This window comes from Variovorax sp. MSC1_012 (assembly GCF_023667525.1).
GTDB classification, from domain to species: domain Bacteria; phylum Pseudomonadota; class Gammaproteobacteria; order Burkholderiales; family Burkholderiaceae_C; genus Variovorax; species Variovorax beijingensis_B.
In genome coordinates, this window is the sequence record NZ_JAMOZJ020000002.1 from 1,106,841 (window position 1) to 1,120,083 (window position 13,243).

Below are 13,243 nucleotides of genomic sequence, written 5' to 3' on the forward strand. Positions count from 1 at the left end.
GGTCATCCGATCGGGTGGCGGTGGAAGGCCGAGTAGCGGCCCGTGACGTGGTGTTCCAGCTGGCGCTCGATGTCGGCCAGCAGGGTGGAGGCGCCGATGCGGAACAGCTCGGGCTCGAGCCAGGCGCGGCCCAGTTCTTCCTTCATGAGCACCTGGTAGTCGAGTGCGGTCTTGGCGGTGGAGACGCCGCCGGCCGGCTTGTAGCCCACGCGAAAACCCGTGCGCGCCTCGTACTGGCGGATCATGCGCAGCATCACCAGCGTGACCAGCGGCGTGGCGTTCACGCCCTCCTTGCCGGTGGAGGTCTTGATGAAATCGGCGCCGGACATCATGCAGACCATCGAGGCCTTGGCCACGTTGCGCAGCGTCTTGAGTTCGCCCGTGGCCAGGATGGCTTTCACGTGCGCATCGCCTGCGGCCAGGCGGAAGTCGCGCATCTCGTCGTAGAGCTTGCGCCACTGCCCGGCGAGCACGTGCTCGCGCGTGATGACGATGTCGATCTCCGAGGCGCCGTCGCGCACCGAGGCTTCGATTTCCTTGAGCTTCAGCTCGTGCGGAATCAGCCCGGCCGGAAAGCCCGTGGACACCGCCGCCACCGGGATGCCGCTGCCCGCGAGCGCCTCGACCGCCGTCGACACGAAGCGGTGGTACACGCACACCGCGCCGGTGTGCAAGCTGCGGTCGGCAAATCCCAATGCGGCCAGGAGATCGGCACGCACAGGCGTGACCGCCTTCGCGCAAAGCCTGCGCACGCGCTCGGCCGTGTCGTCGCCGTTGAGCGTCGTCAGGTCGATGCAGCTGATGGCCTTGAGCAGCCAGCCGGCCTGCGCGTCCTTCTTGACCGAGCGGCGCCCGGGCAGCGAGGCCACGCGGCGCTCGGCGGCCGAGAGGTTGATGCGGATGTTGTCGAACCAGCCGGTGTCGAAGGGCTGCGCGGTGTTTCGTGCCGCCGTGTGCGTCTGTGCCGGGGTGTCGGCCGGCGCGGATGCTGCCGGCGCCAGTGCCGCGAGCGCCGTGGCTGGCGGCGCCGGACGCAAGCGCACCGTGCCGCTGGCGCGAACGAGGGAGGTGGATGTCATGGGGTGGGGAGCGCAATGGCGCGCAGGGGCCGCGCAGGCGGCAGGAAGGCAAAGGACATGTCTGTTGTCTCCGGGGAGGCTGCGTCGCGCCGCGGCGCAGCCGGAATGTCGTTCGTTGTGCGTGCCGTCGTGCAGGGCCGACGGCGTGTTGGTGTTGATGTTACTGCAACAACATTTATCTAGACAAGATGTTTTGAGAATAACATTCAAAAACTTGCGATGACCGATACTCCGGGGCTTGGACCCAAGGAACCCGAACATGCGAAAAACCGCTGGAGCCGAGGCTCGGACCGTGCGCCTGGCGAAGATGCAGGAATTCGTCGAGGCCGGTGGGCCGTTGCCGATCAAGCAGGCGGCGCAACGGCTCGACGTGACCGAGATGACCATCCGCCGCGATCTGTCGTCGGCCGACTCACCGCTTTCTGTGCTCGGGGGATACGTGCTGGCGACCACGTTGCCGGGCGTCGATCGCTACTCGCTGGACGAGGCGAGCGACCAGCACGCGATCAACAAGCGCCTGGCTTGCGAGCGCGCGGCAAAGTGGGTGCAGCCGCACGACAGCCTGTTCATCGACTGTGGCACCACCATGGTCCATTTTGCGGAGGCGCTGCCGGCGGACATGCCGCTGAGCGTGGTGTGTTACTCCACGAACATTGCAGCGGTGCTGAGCCGGCGGCCGAATACGCAGCTGATGCTGATGGGCGGGCTGTATCACCCGTCATCGGCCACTTTCTTTTCCGACGAAGGGCTGCAGTACCTCAACAGATTGGGCGTGAACAAGGCGTTCATCTCGGCCGGCGGGCTGGACCTGGAACGCGGCGCGAGTTGTTCCAACTTTCATGAAGTGCCGGTGAAGCAGGCGGCCATACGCAGTGCGTCGGAGAGTTTTCTCATCGCCGATGAGAGCAAGCTGGGCAAGCTTCGGCCTGCGTTCTTCAGTCCGCTCCAGGCCTTCGCACGCATCGTGGTGGGCGGCGCGCCTGCCGCAGCCGTGAAGAAGCAGTTCAAGGAACTGCCGGTGGAGTTTGCACGGGCTGGAGCCGCAGCAGAGCACATGCACTGAAGTGCGCTCATCCGGGCGCCGTTCGGCGGTTCGGGCGCGGCCGGAATCCCCGCTTTTCACTTCGTGTGGTTTCCCCCAGCGTGGAAAACGCTTTGAAGATGCAGCATCGTGCAGCCCTGGCGCGACGGGGCTTGTGCGGACGAATCTTCATCTGCAGTTTATTTCCAGTCTGGAGACCACGATGGCCGTCAAAAGATCAGGCGCTTCAAGAGCCGCCGCTTGCTGTTGCATTGCAGCATTCGTCACTGCCTGCGGGGGCAGCGGCGGCACCCGCGGCTTTCCCATCGTGGGCATTCCGCCGGACGCGGGCGCACCGCCCGCGCAGAAGCTGGCCTGCGACGACAGCATGAAGACCCGCTTCGCGCCTGATGCGTCGACCACGGTCCTGATGGTCAAGGCCTTCAACAAGGGAGACGCGCTGCTGCTGACGGGCGCCGCGTCGCCGAGCACGCCGGTGGCGCAGAACGACCTGTGCTTCGTCAAGCTCAATGTCGGCCCGGGCAACCCGGGCGTGGCCGGCGCGCCCTCCACCTCGCCGGGCATCGGCATCGAGATCTGGCTGCCCACGGCGGCCAACTGGAACAAGCGCATCCATGTGAAGGGCGGCGGCGGCTGGGCCGGCGGCACCCACGGAACCCTCACCGGCATCACGCCGATTTCCGGCAGCGCGGGTTCGGCCAGCGAAACCGCAGGCGTGGAAGGTGCCGTTTCCGCCACCACCGACACCGGCCATGCCATCAGCAACGGCTCCTTCGCGATGAACCCCGACGGCACCGTCAACACGGTCCTGTGGAAGGACTTCTCGGAGCGCGGCATCCACGAAATGGCCGTCAAGACCAAGGCGCTGGCCAAAGCGTACTACGGCGAAGACGCGAAATACGCCTACTGGAACGGCTTCTCCACCGGAGGGCGGCAAGGCCTGAAGGAGGCCCAGGCCAATCCCGCAGACTTCGACGGCATCCTGGCCGGTGCGCCCGCCAACAACTGGAGCAGGTTCATCACGACCGAGCTCTATCCGCAGATCGTGGTCCAGCGCGACCTGGGCGGCGTGGCGATCACGGCGGCCCAGCACACGGCGGTCTCCAACGCCGCGATCAATGCCTGCGACGTGATCGGCGGCGTTCACCTGGGCTACGTGCCGGATCCCGCCGCCTGCCGCTACGACCCGACCACCGATGCGTCCGTGATCTGCACCGCCGATGGCGGCACCAATGCCACCGCGGGTTGCGTGACGCCGGCCCAGGCGCTCGCGTTCAACAAGTTCTGGTACGGCCAGACGGCCGACGGCTCGGTGCCGAACCCCGCGGCCGACAACGGCTTCGCGGCCGCCACCGCACCTGCGCAGAAGTGGTACGGATTGGCGCGCGGCGCCAGCCTCATGGGCCTGGCCGGCGTCGCGCCGTTCCCCATCTCCAGCGACATGGTGGCGCTCGAGTTGCAGGACCCGACCATCGCGACGCCCAGCTTCCTCAACGCCACGGGCAATGGCGCCGACGGCTGGAAATCGCTCACGTACGCGCAGCTCGCCAATGCATGGGACCGCGGCGTGGCGCTGCAAAGCGCATTCGCCAACATCAACACCGACAGCGCGGACCTGAGCGCCTTTCGTGACCGCAAGGGCAAGCTGATCTCCTACCACGGGCTCGCCGACACGTTGATCCCGCCGCAAGGCACGATCAACTACTACAGCCGCGTCGCCGCGCAGATGGGAGGCGTCGCGGCCACGCAGGGCTTCTACCGGCTCTACCTCGTTCCCGGCATGGGCCACGGCTTCAGCAACGGCACGTCGAATGCCAACGCGAATCCCCCGCTGCCGACCAACGCGCAGCTCTACGAACTGCTCACTGCCTGGGTCGAAAAAGGCATCGAGCCGCCGGTGCGCGTGGAAGTGGCGACGGTGGGCAGCGCCAGCTTTCCGGCGGTGAAGTCGCGGCCGCTGTGCCTCTATCCGCTGAAGGCGAACCACACCTCCGGCGACCCCAACCTGGCCGCGAGCTACAGCTGCTCCTGAGTTGGCGCCATCGGTCTTGCCCGGGCATTGCGGTTAGCATATTCGGCTGCATACGGCCGGGGTGAGAATCAATGCGGATACTGCTGGTAGAGGACGACAAGGTGCTGGCCGACGCGCTCTCGCGCGCACTGGTGCAATCCGCCCACGCGGTGGACATCGTCTCCACCGGCGAAGAGGCCGACCATGCGCTCGCGCTCGGCATCTACGACCTCGCGATCCTGGACATCGGCCTGCCCAAGCTCAGCGGGCTGGACGTGCTGCGGCGGCTGCGCGACCGCAAGTCCACCATGCCGGTGCTGATGCTGACCGCCTTCGATACCCTGCAGGACCGCGTGCGCGGACTCGACCTGGGCGCCGACGACTACCTGGCCAAGCCCTTCGACCTGCCCGAGCTGGAAGCGCGCGTGCGCGCGCTGCTGCGCCGCAGTACCAATTCCACGCCCTATCTCGAGCACGGCCTGCTGCGCTTCGACACCGTGGGCCGGCGCGTGTTCTACGACAAGAAGCCGCTGGACCTGTCGCCGCGCGAGCTCGCCGTGCTGGAACTGCTGATGATGCGCGAGGGCCGCGTGGTGGGCAAGGAGCAGATGGTCAACCATCTCTACGGATGGGGCGACGAGGTCGGCGACAACGCGATCGAGGTCAACGTCTACCGGCTGCGCAAGAAGCTCGAACCGCTCGGGTGCGAGATCCGCACCGTGCGCGGCATGGGCTACCTGATGGACAGCAGCGATGCGCAAACCTGAGCCCAGGCTGCAGCGCAAGCTGCTGGCCTGGCTGCTCGGTCCGCTTGCTGTGCTGCTGGTGCTGGACACCGGCGCCGCCTACTGGAACTCGCTGCGCTTTTCCAACCTCGCCTATGACCGCGCGCTGTACGAGATCGGGCGCGAGATCGTGCTGCACGTGAGGCTCGATGGCCTCCAGCCGCGGCTCGACCTGTCCGAGGCCGCTGGCAACATCCTGCTGCTCGACCAGGAAGACCTGCTCTTCTACCGCGTAACCAGCGAGGACGGCAAGGCGCTGGGCGGCGATGCGGAAATGCCTGCGCCGCCGCGCGCAGGCGACTCCGCCAAGCCGCGCTTCTACCGCGACACGGTGCGCGGCGAGCCGGTGCGGATGCTGGTGGCCTGGATGCCCATCGGCGGCAACCCCGGGGCGCCGATGGTGCAGGTGCAGGTCGCCGAAACCCTGCACAAGCGCACGCGCCTGGCCTGGGAGATGGTGGCCAACGTGGTGGTGCCGCAACTGCTGCTGATCGTGATGGCCACGGCGGTGGTCTGGTTCGGCGTCTCGCGCGGGCTCGAGCCGCTGCAGCGGCTGCGGCGCGCGGTGTCGGACCGCTCGCACCTGGACCTGAGCCCGATCGACACCCACGACGTGCCGGGCGAGGTGCGGCCGCTGGTGGACGAGGTCAACGAGCTGATGGCGCGGCTCGGGCGCACCTTCGATTTCCAGAACCGCTTCGTGGCCGACGCCGCGCACCAGTTGAAGACTCCCGTGAGCGGTCTGAAGGCGCAGATCGAACTGGCACTGCGGGAGAACGATGCCGAGCGCGTGCGCCATTCGCTCGCGCAGCTCTACATCAGCGCCGACCGGCTCTCGCGGCTGGTGCGCCAGCTGCTTTCGCTCGCCCGCAACGAACCCGGCGCGCTCGACGCCATGCAGCTGCAGCCGCTCGACCTGAATGCCTACGCGCTGGAGGTCAGCATGGACTGGGTGCCGCAGGCCCTCAAGCGCGACATCGACCTGGGCTTCGAGGGCGCCGAGCATCCGCTGGTGATCAACGCCGACCGCGACCGGCTGCGCGAGCTCATCAACAACCTGATCGACAACGCGGTGCGCTACAGCCAGCCGGGCGGCCGCGTGACAGTGCAGGTGGGCGGGAGCGACAGCGACCAGTGCCGCCTGGCCATCAGCGACGACGGCCCGAGCGTGCCGGTGGAGGAGCGCGCCCGCATCTTCGAGCGCTTCCACCGCCTGCTCGGCACCCAGGAGGACGGCAGCGGCCTGGGACTGGCGATCGTCAGCGAGATTGCCACGCTGCACGGCGCGCGCATCACGTTGGAGGAAGACATCGACGGCGTGGGCAACACCTTCAGCGTCTTCTTTCCGCTGCGCAAGGCCTGAGCAGCGCCGCTCGGGCCGCCTCTGTCAGCTGGCTGACAGCTGGCGGACATGTGGCTGACAGCCGGCCGGCAGAAAGGTGACAGCGCAGGTCCGTAGCCTCGAACACGCCGGAACCGCCGTGGTTCCGCGTCCACTCGAGGAGACAACCCCCATGTCGTTTTTGACCCATCCGGATTTCTGGATTGCCCTGTCGCAGATCATCCTGATCAACATCGTCCTGAGCGGCGACAACGCCGTCGTCATCGCGATGGCCTCGCGCTCGCTGCCGCCCGCGCAGCAGAAGAAGGCGATCCTGTTCGGCAGCATGGGTGCCATCGTGCTGCGCGTGGTGCTGACTTTCTTTGCGGTCTACCTGCTGACGCTGCCGTACCTCAAGCTGGTGGGTGCCGCGCTGCTGTTCTGGATCGGCGTCGGCCTGCTCAAGGGCGACGACGGCGAAGAGAACCTGGAAGGCCACTCGAGCCTGGCCGCGGCCATCAAGACCATCGTGGTCGCCGACCTGGTCATGAGCCTGGACAACGTCGTCGGCGTCGCCGCCGCGGCCAAGGGCAATGTTCCGCTGCTGGTGTTCGGCCTCGTGATCAGCATTCCGCTGATCATCTTCGGCAGCACGCTGATTCTCAAGCTGATGGACCGCTTCCCGATCATCATCACGCTCGGCGCCGGCCTGCTCGGCTGGGTGGCCGGCGAAATGGCGATGTCGGATCCGTCCATTGCCGGATGGGCCGGCAGCCATCACGCCTGGCACAACGTGGTCCCCGCGGTCGGTGCCATCTCCGTCGTGTTGATCGGCAAGTGGCTGACCAGCCGCCAACAACAGCCGGAACCCGCCAACCAGTCGGCCTGAAGGTGTCGGCGTGAGGCGGCGCATTCTGGTCCCCATCGACCCGACCGAGCCGGCCCGCACGCGCTCGGCCATCGAGCAGGTCGTGCGCATTTGCCGGCAGGAGCCGGCGGCCGTGCGGCTCTTGCGGGTGCAACCCGTGGTTTCCGGCCACGTCGCGATGTTCTTCGACGCGCACGAGCTGCGCGAACTCCAGCACAGCGCGGGCGCCGAGGAGTTGCAGCCTGCGCGCAACCTGCTCGCGCTGGCCGGGGTGTCCTGCACCAGCACCGTGGTGATCGGGCGCAGTGCCGAGAGCATCGTCTCGGCAGCGCGCGACTTCGGCTGCGACCGCATCGTCTTCGGCCGGGACGAGCCCAGCCTCGCGGGACGGATCTTCGGTTCGCTCGCGCAGCAGGTGCGCCAGCTGCTCGGCACGAACGGCGACCTGCAGGTCATCGGCTCCTGACGCGGGGACGGGGCCCGGCTTCGGGGCGGACCTCGGCGTCCGCCGAAACTCCGCACCCATGATTGCGTGGCCCGACTTCAAGCATTGCCTTCCATCTGAGCGGCTTCTTGAGCTGTGACTTCGTGGCCGCGCCGCGCGCGTTCATTGCGCATCCTGTCGAGCGCCGCATGGCTCCTCTTGGCCGCCGCCTCGCACTTCTCGTGCAGCTCGGCCAGTTCCTTGTCGGTGAGCTTTTCGATGCCGATGAATTCGTCGCCGGCGTTCGACGAGCGAATCAGCTCGTCGAGCTTGGTCTGAAGCGCCGCTCCATCACGGTTTTGCGTGTTCTGGATCAGGAACACCATCAGGAAGGTGACGATCGTGGTGCCGGTGTTGATGGTCAGCTGCCAGTTCTCCGAGAAATGGAAGAAGGGGCCCGACACCGCCCAGGCAACGACCAGTGCAACGCACAACAGGAAGGCGAGTGGACTTCCGGCAGCGCGCGCCGTGGCATTGGCGAAGGATGCGAAGAACTTGTCCATGCTGCGCAGCGTGCTGCGTCGGGAATTGCAGAGCGTCATCCATCGCCGATAGAAGGGGTTTGAATTTTTCCTTTGTGCTTGTGAGACGGCAGCCGAGGGTAGGAAAGTACCGACCTGCACTGTCGACGGTTGCTTGCGCCGGCGCGGCCGCAGTTGCCGCTCAGTGGGCATCTCGCTCAGGCAATGGAGGGGACCCCATGCACGCAAGTGTTCGTTTTCTCGGCCACCCGGTGCACCAGATGCTGGTGGTGTTTCCGCTCGGGCTGCTTGCCACGGCGGTGGTGTTCGACATCATCTACCTGGTGGGCGGCAACCCGGTCATGGCCGCTGTGTCGTACTGGCTGATCGCGGCCGGCCTGGTGGGCGGGGTGCTTGCTGCGCCTTTCGGGACCGCGGATTGGCTGAGCATTCCGGCAGGGACGCGGGCCAAGCGCATCGGTGCCATGCACGGGGCCGGCAACGTGCTCGTCCTGCTCCTGTTCGTCTCGAGCTTTCTGCTGCGCGACCGCGACTATGCGCCGCAGATCGGGCAGATGGCCTGGTCCTTTGCAGGCGCGGCCCTCGCGATGGTCACGGCCTGGCTCGGCGGGGAGCTGGTGGACCGGCTGGGCATCGGTGTCGACGAGGACGCCGGCATGAACGCTTCGAGTTCGCTGCACAAGCGGCACGCGGCCGTCGGCAAGTAGGGGAGGCGCGCAGGCGCCGGCCGGGTCTCAGAAGTCGATGCTGGCCGAGAGGCTCAGCGTGCGCGGCGAGCCGACGAACAGGTAGCCCGCGGTCGACGTGCCCCAGTAGTCCTTGTCGAACAGGTTCTCCACGTTCATGCGGAAGGTCACGGGCTTGCCGCCGAGCCGCGTCGCATAGCGCGCGCCGGCATCGAAGCGATTCCAGCCCGGGATGTGCAGGGTGTTGGCAGGATCGACGGCGGTCTTGCCGGTGTGGATCATGCGGCCCGTGAGCGTCAGTCCCGGAAGGAACGGCATGTCCCATTCCGCACCCAGGTTCAGCTGCCAGTCCGGCACGCCGATCGCCTTCTTGCCTTCCAAGGCGCTCGTGGCCGCCTTGGTGATGACGCCGTCCATGTAGGTGACGCCGCCCAGCACGCGCACGCCGCGCGCCAGCTCGCCGGCCAGGGTGGCTTCGACGCCCCGGTTGCGCTGTTCGCCGAAGACGCCGAAGGCCGAACCCGAGATGCCGGCGCTGGGCTTGGTCAGCTCGAACAGGCTGACGGCCGCCACCATGCCGCCGTCGAGGTCGAACTTGACGCCGATCTCCTTCTGCTTGGACTTGTACGGCGGCATGACTGCGCCCGGATTGCTGATCGCTGCGCTGATCGGCGCGACCTCCCCGCGCGACAGGCCCTCGATATAGCTCGCATAGAGCGAGATGTTCGGCTGGAGCTTGTAGACCACGCCGGCCACCGGCGTGGTGGCACTCTCGTCGTAATACGCGCCGCTCGCCTGGCCGGTGGAAAAGTCGTAGTCCTGCCCGGCCACCTGCTGCCGGCGCAGGCCCAGGGTCACGCGCAGCCGGTCGTCCATGAAGGACAGCGTGTCCGCCAGCGCCAGGCTGGTCAGCTTGGTGTCGAGGTACGGACGCAGCGGGTTGCTGATGCCGGCCGTGGACGGCGTAGGGAACAGCAATCCGGCATACAGGTTGGAGCTGCCGCCCGGGTAGCCGGTGTAGAAGCCCAGCGTCTGTTCCTGTTCGAGGCGCGAGAAGCTCAACGCCACCTCATGCCTCACCGGGCCGGTCGAGAACCTGCCGCGCAGGCCCGCGTCGAGCGACTTGCTCTCGACGGACATGCGTTGCCAGCCGCCGAAGAACGAGTAGCTGCCGGCGGTGTCCATGATGACCGGATTGGATGCGACCGCGCCCCAGTTCAGCTTGCGCTGGCCGTAGCTGGCGTAGGCCGTGAGATTGTCGCTCAGGTCGTATTCGGCCTTGAGCACCGCCGAGCCGTTGCGCCCATCGGACCAGCCCAGGCCCGGATAGGGATAGGTGTTGTCTGGCGCGCGCGGCACCGCGGTGAGCGTCGGACCCGCCTGGAATTGGCGCACGACGTTGTCGATGCGCTCTTTCTGCGCCAGCAGGTCCAGCGAAGCGCGCAGTGCGCGGCCCCGGTAGTCCAGCGCAACGGCGCCCAGGCTCTCGCGCGTGGACTGTCCCTTGATGGCCGTGTCGCCTTCGCGCTGCATCGCGTTGATGCGCACGCCGAACGCGCCGTCCGGCCCGAAGCGCCGGCCGATATCGACATGGCCGCCGAACACCGAGTCGGACGAAGCGCTGCCGGTGAAGCGCGTGATCGGCTCGCTTTCCGCGCGCTTGGGTACGAGGTTGACGACGCCGCCCACGCTGCCGCCGGGCGTCATGCCGAACAGGGACGCGGACGGGCCCTTGATGATCTCGACCCGTTCCACGGCCTCCAGCGGCGCGCGCCAGTACGGCGTCACGCCGAACACGCCGTTCAGCGCAAAGTCGCTGCTGGGCACACTGAACCCGCGGATCGTGATGTCCTCGTTGAGGTTGGATCGCGCGCTGCCCATGCGCACGGACGGGTCCGCCGACAGGACGTCGGCCACCGAGCGCGCCTGGTCGTTCTCGATCGTCTGGGCGGTATAGCTGGTCACGCTGAAGGGCGTTTCCATGACGGAGGCGTTGCCGAGGATGCCCATGCGCGCGCCGCGGCCCACCTGCCCTCCGCGGATCGCAGGTGGCGGCGCATCGATCGAATCGCTCTGCTCGGTGGCCGTGACCAGCGGCAGCGTCGCTGTTGCGGCCGGAGCAGCTTCGTTCGCCGGCCTTGCCTCCGCCGTCTGCGCCAGCGCGGCGCCTGCGTACCACGCCGCACTGGCCGCGAACGCCATTTGCACGGCGACTGCCAACTTCGATTTCACGCCGCGCTGGCGCCCGTACAAATGATCGGCCATAAGCATTTTTTCCATTAACAATAATGAGAAGTATTTACATTCGTATCATCAAAGTCAAGATGCTTCCCTGGCGATCGAGGGGGAAGGGCGGCGAATGCCTGCAGTTAGGATATGCAGCGCACCACACCAACCATGAGCAAAGCCATTCTTCCGCCCGGCAAGGCAAGGGCCGCCGGCCCGCTCGGCGGCTACGCCGATTTCCGGGGCGGCATCGTCGAGCTGCTCGATGCCGCGCGGCGCGCCGCCGCGCGCAGCGTCAATGCATGGATGACGGCGAGCTACTGGGAGATCGGCCGGCGGATTGTCGAGGCCGAGCAGAAGGGCCGGCGGCGCGCGGGCTACGGCGAGCAGCTGATCGAGCGCCTCTCGCTCGACTTGACGAGCCAGTTCGGCCGAGGGTTCAGCCGCCAGAACCTGCAGCAGATGCGCTCGTTCTTCCTGACCTGGCCGATTCGCCAGACAGTGTCTGGCGAATCTCCTGCACTGCCGGCGCCCGGTGAGCCATTGCTCGCCGGCGTCGATCCTGCCGGCGCTCCTGGATCATGGCCGTTGGAAGACCTCGCGCGGATGTTCACGCTGCCCTGGTCGGCCTATGTTCGGCTGCTGTCGGTCAAGGACGGCAACGCGCGCCGGTTCTATGAAGCCGAGGCGCTGCGCGGCGGATGGAGCGTGCGCCAGCTTGACCGCCAGATCGGCAGCCAGTTCTACGAGCGCACCGCGCTCTCCAGGAACAAGGCCGCGATGCTCGCGAGGGGCGCAGTCCCGAAGCCGGAGGATGCGGTGACGCCCGACGACGCGATCAAGGACCCCTACGTGCTGGAGTTCCTCGATCTCAGGGACGAGTATTCCGAATCCGACCTGGAGGCGGCCCTGATCCATCGGCTGGAAGACTTCCTGCTCGAACTCGGCGGCGATTTCAGCTTCGTCGGGCGGCAGCGAAGGCTGCGCATCGACCAGACCTGGTACCGCGTGGACCTGCTGTTCTTTCACCGGCGGCTGCGCTGCCTCGTCATCATCGACCTGAAGCTTGGCGGACTGACGCATGCGGACGTGGGGCAGATGCACATGTACTGCAACTACGCCAGGGAACACTGGACCCTGCCCGACGAGAACCCGCCGGTCGGCCTGATCCTTTGCGCCGACAAGGGCCAGGCGCTGGCGCGCTATGCGCTCGAGGGGCTGCCCAGCAAGATCATGGCCGCGAACTACCGCACCGTGCTGCCGGACGCCGAGCTGCTGCAGAGCGAGCTGGACAAGACGCGGCGCATGCTGGAGACGCGCGGCGCCTTCCGCGGCAAGGACCAGGCGGAGGGCACGGCAGGACCATAGAAAAAGTCCTGCGGAATTCTTTTCGGCGCCGAATCCTTTTGGCCCTGAAGTGGCCTCCATGCAAGGGTCAACATTCAACGGAGCCCGCACCATGTTTCATCTCAAGCGCAACGTCCCTTCCTGGGAGCGCGCAGTTCGGCTGTGCCTCGGCGTCTTCGCCGCCCTTGGCGCGTTCTACTTCTTGCCCGCCGGGACGCTTCGCATGCTGGGGTTCGGCGCAGCGGGCATGCTCGCGGCCACGGCCATCGTCGGGTTCTGTCCCGCCTGCGCAATGCTCGGCCGGAAGGCCGCGGGCCCGGCCCGATGATCGGCGCGTCCGCCGCGCTGATCGAAGCCGCCTGCGCCGGGGACGAGCGGGCGCTGTCGCAATTGCTGCGCGCCTGCCAGCCGGACCTCAGGCGCTTCGCGCGCCGCACCTGTTCGAACAGCGAGGACGCCGAGGATGCGGTGCAGGTGGCGCTGTGGCAGCTGCACCGCAAGATCGGCACGCTCGGCACCGTGGCGGCCTTTGCCACCTGGCTGTTCCGCATCGTCGAGCGCGAGTGCTACAGGATCTTCAAGCGCAGTGCCGCCAAGGCGCCCCTTTCAGCGCCATGGGCAGAGGAGCTGGCAGCGCCGCAGATTCCCACGGACCTGCGCCTCGACCTCGCGCGGGCGATTGCCGCGCTGCCGCAGGCCTATCGCGTCGCGCTGATCCTGCGCGATGTGGAGGAACTGACCGCCCCCGAAGTCGCGGCAAGCCTGGGCCTGAGCGTGCAGGCTGTGAAGAGCCGGCTGCATCGCGCCCGCGCAATGGTCCGCGAGAGCCTGATGAACGGCGGCTACTGGGATCGGGATGGCGAATCCGGATCGGCTCCGCGGGCGCAGGGGACCATCGGGTAGGCCTCTTCT

Annotated in this window: 13 protein-coding genes; 10 read left to right on the forward strand and 3 right to left on the reverse strand. The window is 67.2% G+C overall.

Annotated features, from left to right (window positions below; translation table 11 throughout):
* Nucleotides 1-2 precede the first annotated feature (2 nt).
* Nucleotides 3-1,079, reverse strand: coding sequence for a deoxyribose-phosphate aldolase (gene deoC / locus L1081_RS30670; RefSeq protein ID WP_489417251.1), 1,077 nt, complete (start codon nt 1,077-1,079; stop codon nt 3-5).
* A gap of 259 nt (nt 1,080-1,338) precedes the next feature.
* On the opposite strand from deoC, the gene L1081_RS30675 reads away from it, so the two are divergent.
* The 6 genes from L1081_RS30675 (at nt 1,339) to L1081_RS30700 (ending at nt 7,572) form a co-directional block, all read left to right on the forward strand.
* Complete coding sequence (locus L1081_RS30675; protein WP_489418012.1) at nt 1,339-2,142, forward strand: DeoR family transcriptional regulator; 804 nt, start codon at nt 1,339-1,341, stop codon at nt 2,140-2,142.
* Nucleotides 2,143-2,323: 181 nt separating this feature from the next.
* Entirely contained in the window at nt 2,324-4,153 is a 1,830-nt protein-coding gene (locus L1081_RS30680; RefSeq protein ID WP_489417252.1) for a tannase/feruloyl esterase family alpha/beta hydrolase, read from the forward strand.
* A gap of 71 nt (nt 4,154-4,224) precedes the next feature.
* A complete protein-coding gene (locus tag L1081_RS30685; RefSeq protein WP_489417253.1) occupies nt 4,225-4,899 on the forward strand; it encodes a response regulator in 675 nt (224 codons plus the stop codon).
* Nucleotides 4,886-6,280, forward strand: a complete 1,395-nt coding sequence (locus tag L1081_RS30690) for a sensor histidine kinase N-terminal domain-containing protein (protein WP_489417254.1) — start codon at nt 4,886-4,888, stop codon at nt 6,278-6,280. Before L1081_RS30685 ends, L1081_RS30690 begins: the two co-directional genes overlap by 14 nt.
* Nucleotides 6,281-6,431: 151 nt before the next feature.
* Complete coding sequence (locus L1081_RS30695) at nt 6,432-7,127, forward strand: YjbE family putative metal transport protein (protein WP_489417255.1); 696 nt, start codon at nt 6,432-6,434, stop codon at nt 7,125-7,127.
* Nucleotides 7,128-7,137: 10 nt separating this feature from the next.
* On the forward strand, nt 7,138-7,572 hold the full coding sequence (locus L1081_RS30700) for a universal stress protein (RefSeq protein ID WP_489417256.1): 435 nt from the start codon (nt 7,138-7,140) through the stop codon (nt 7,570-7,572).
* 77 nt (nt 7,573-7,649) lie between these two features.
* Here L1081_RS30700 and L1081_RS30705 read toward each other — a convergent pair whose 3' ends face one another.
* Nucleotides 7,650-8,093, reverse strand: coding sequence for a low affinity iron permease family protein (locus L1081_RS30705; protein WP_489418013.1), 444 nt, complete (start codon nt 8,091-8,093; stop codon nt 7,650-7,652).
* Nucleotides 8,094-8,290: 197 nt separating this feature from the next.
* On the opposite strand from L1081_RS30705, the gene L1081_RS30710 reads away from it, so the two are divergent.
* A complete protein-coding gene (locus L1081_RS30710) occupies nt 8,291-8,779 on the forward strand; it encodes a DUF2231 domain-containing protein (protein ID WP_489417257.1) in 489 nt (162 codons plus the stop codon).
* 27 nt (nt 8,780-8,806) lie between these two features.
* Here the strand turns inward: L1081_RS30710 and L1081_RS30715 are convergent, their stop codons facing one another.
* Nucleotides 8,807-11,023 carry a TonB-dependent siderophore receptor gene (locus tag L1081_RS30715; RefSeq protein WP_489417258.1) on the reverse strand — a complete coding sequence of 739 codons (2,217 nt, stop codon included), beginning with the start codon at nt 11,021-11,023 and terminating at the stop codon, nt 8,807-8,809.
* Nucleotides 11,024-11,155: 132 nt separating this feature from the next.
* Here L1081_RS30715 and L1081_RS30720 point away from each other — a divergent pair, with 132 nt between their 5' ends.
* The 3 genes from L1081_RS30720 (at nt 11,156) to L1081_RS30730 (ending at nt 13,234) form a co-directional block, all read left to right on the forward strand.
* Nucleotides 11,156-12,352, forward strand: coding sequence for a PDDEXK nuclease domain-containing protein (locus L1081_RS30720; protein WP_489417259.1), 1,197 nt, complete (start codon nt 11,156-11,158; stop codon nt 12,350-12,352).
* 91 nt (nt 12,353-12,443) lie between these two features.
* Nucleotides 12,444-12,659, forward strand: a complete 216-nt coding sequence (locus L1081_RS30725) for a YgaP-like transmembrane domain (protein WP_489417260.1) — start codon at nt 12,444-12,446, stop codon at nt 12,657-12,659.
* The gene (locus L1081_RS30730; protein WP_489417261.1) at nt 12,656-13,234 is read left to right on the forward strand and encodes a sigma-70 family RNA polymerase sigma factor; all 579 of its coding nucleotides are present in this window, start codon (nt 12,656-12,658) and stop codon (nt 13,232-13,234) included. Before L1081_RS30725 ends, L1081_RS30730 begins: the two co-directional genes overlap by 4 nt.
* Nucleotides 13,235-13,243 lie beyond the last annotated feature (9 nt).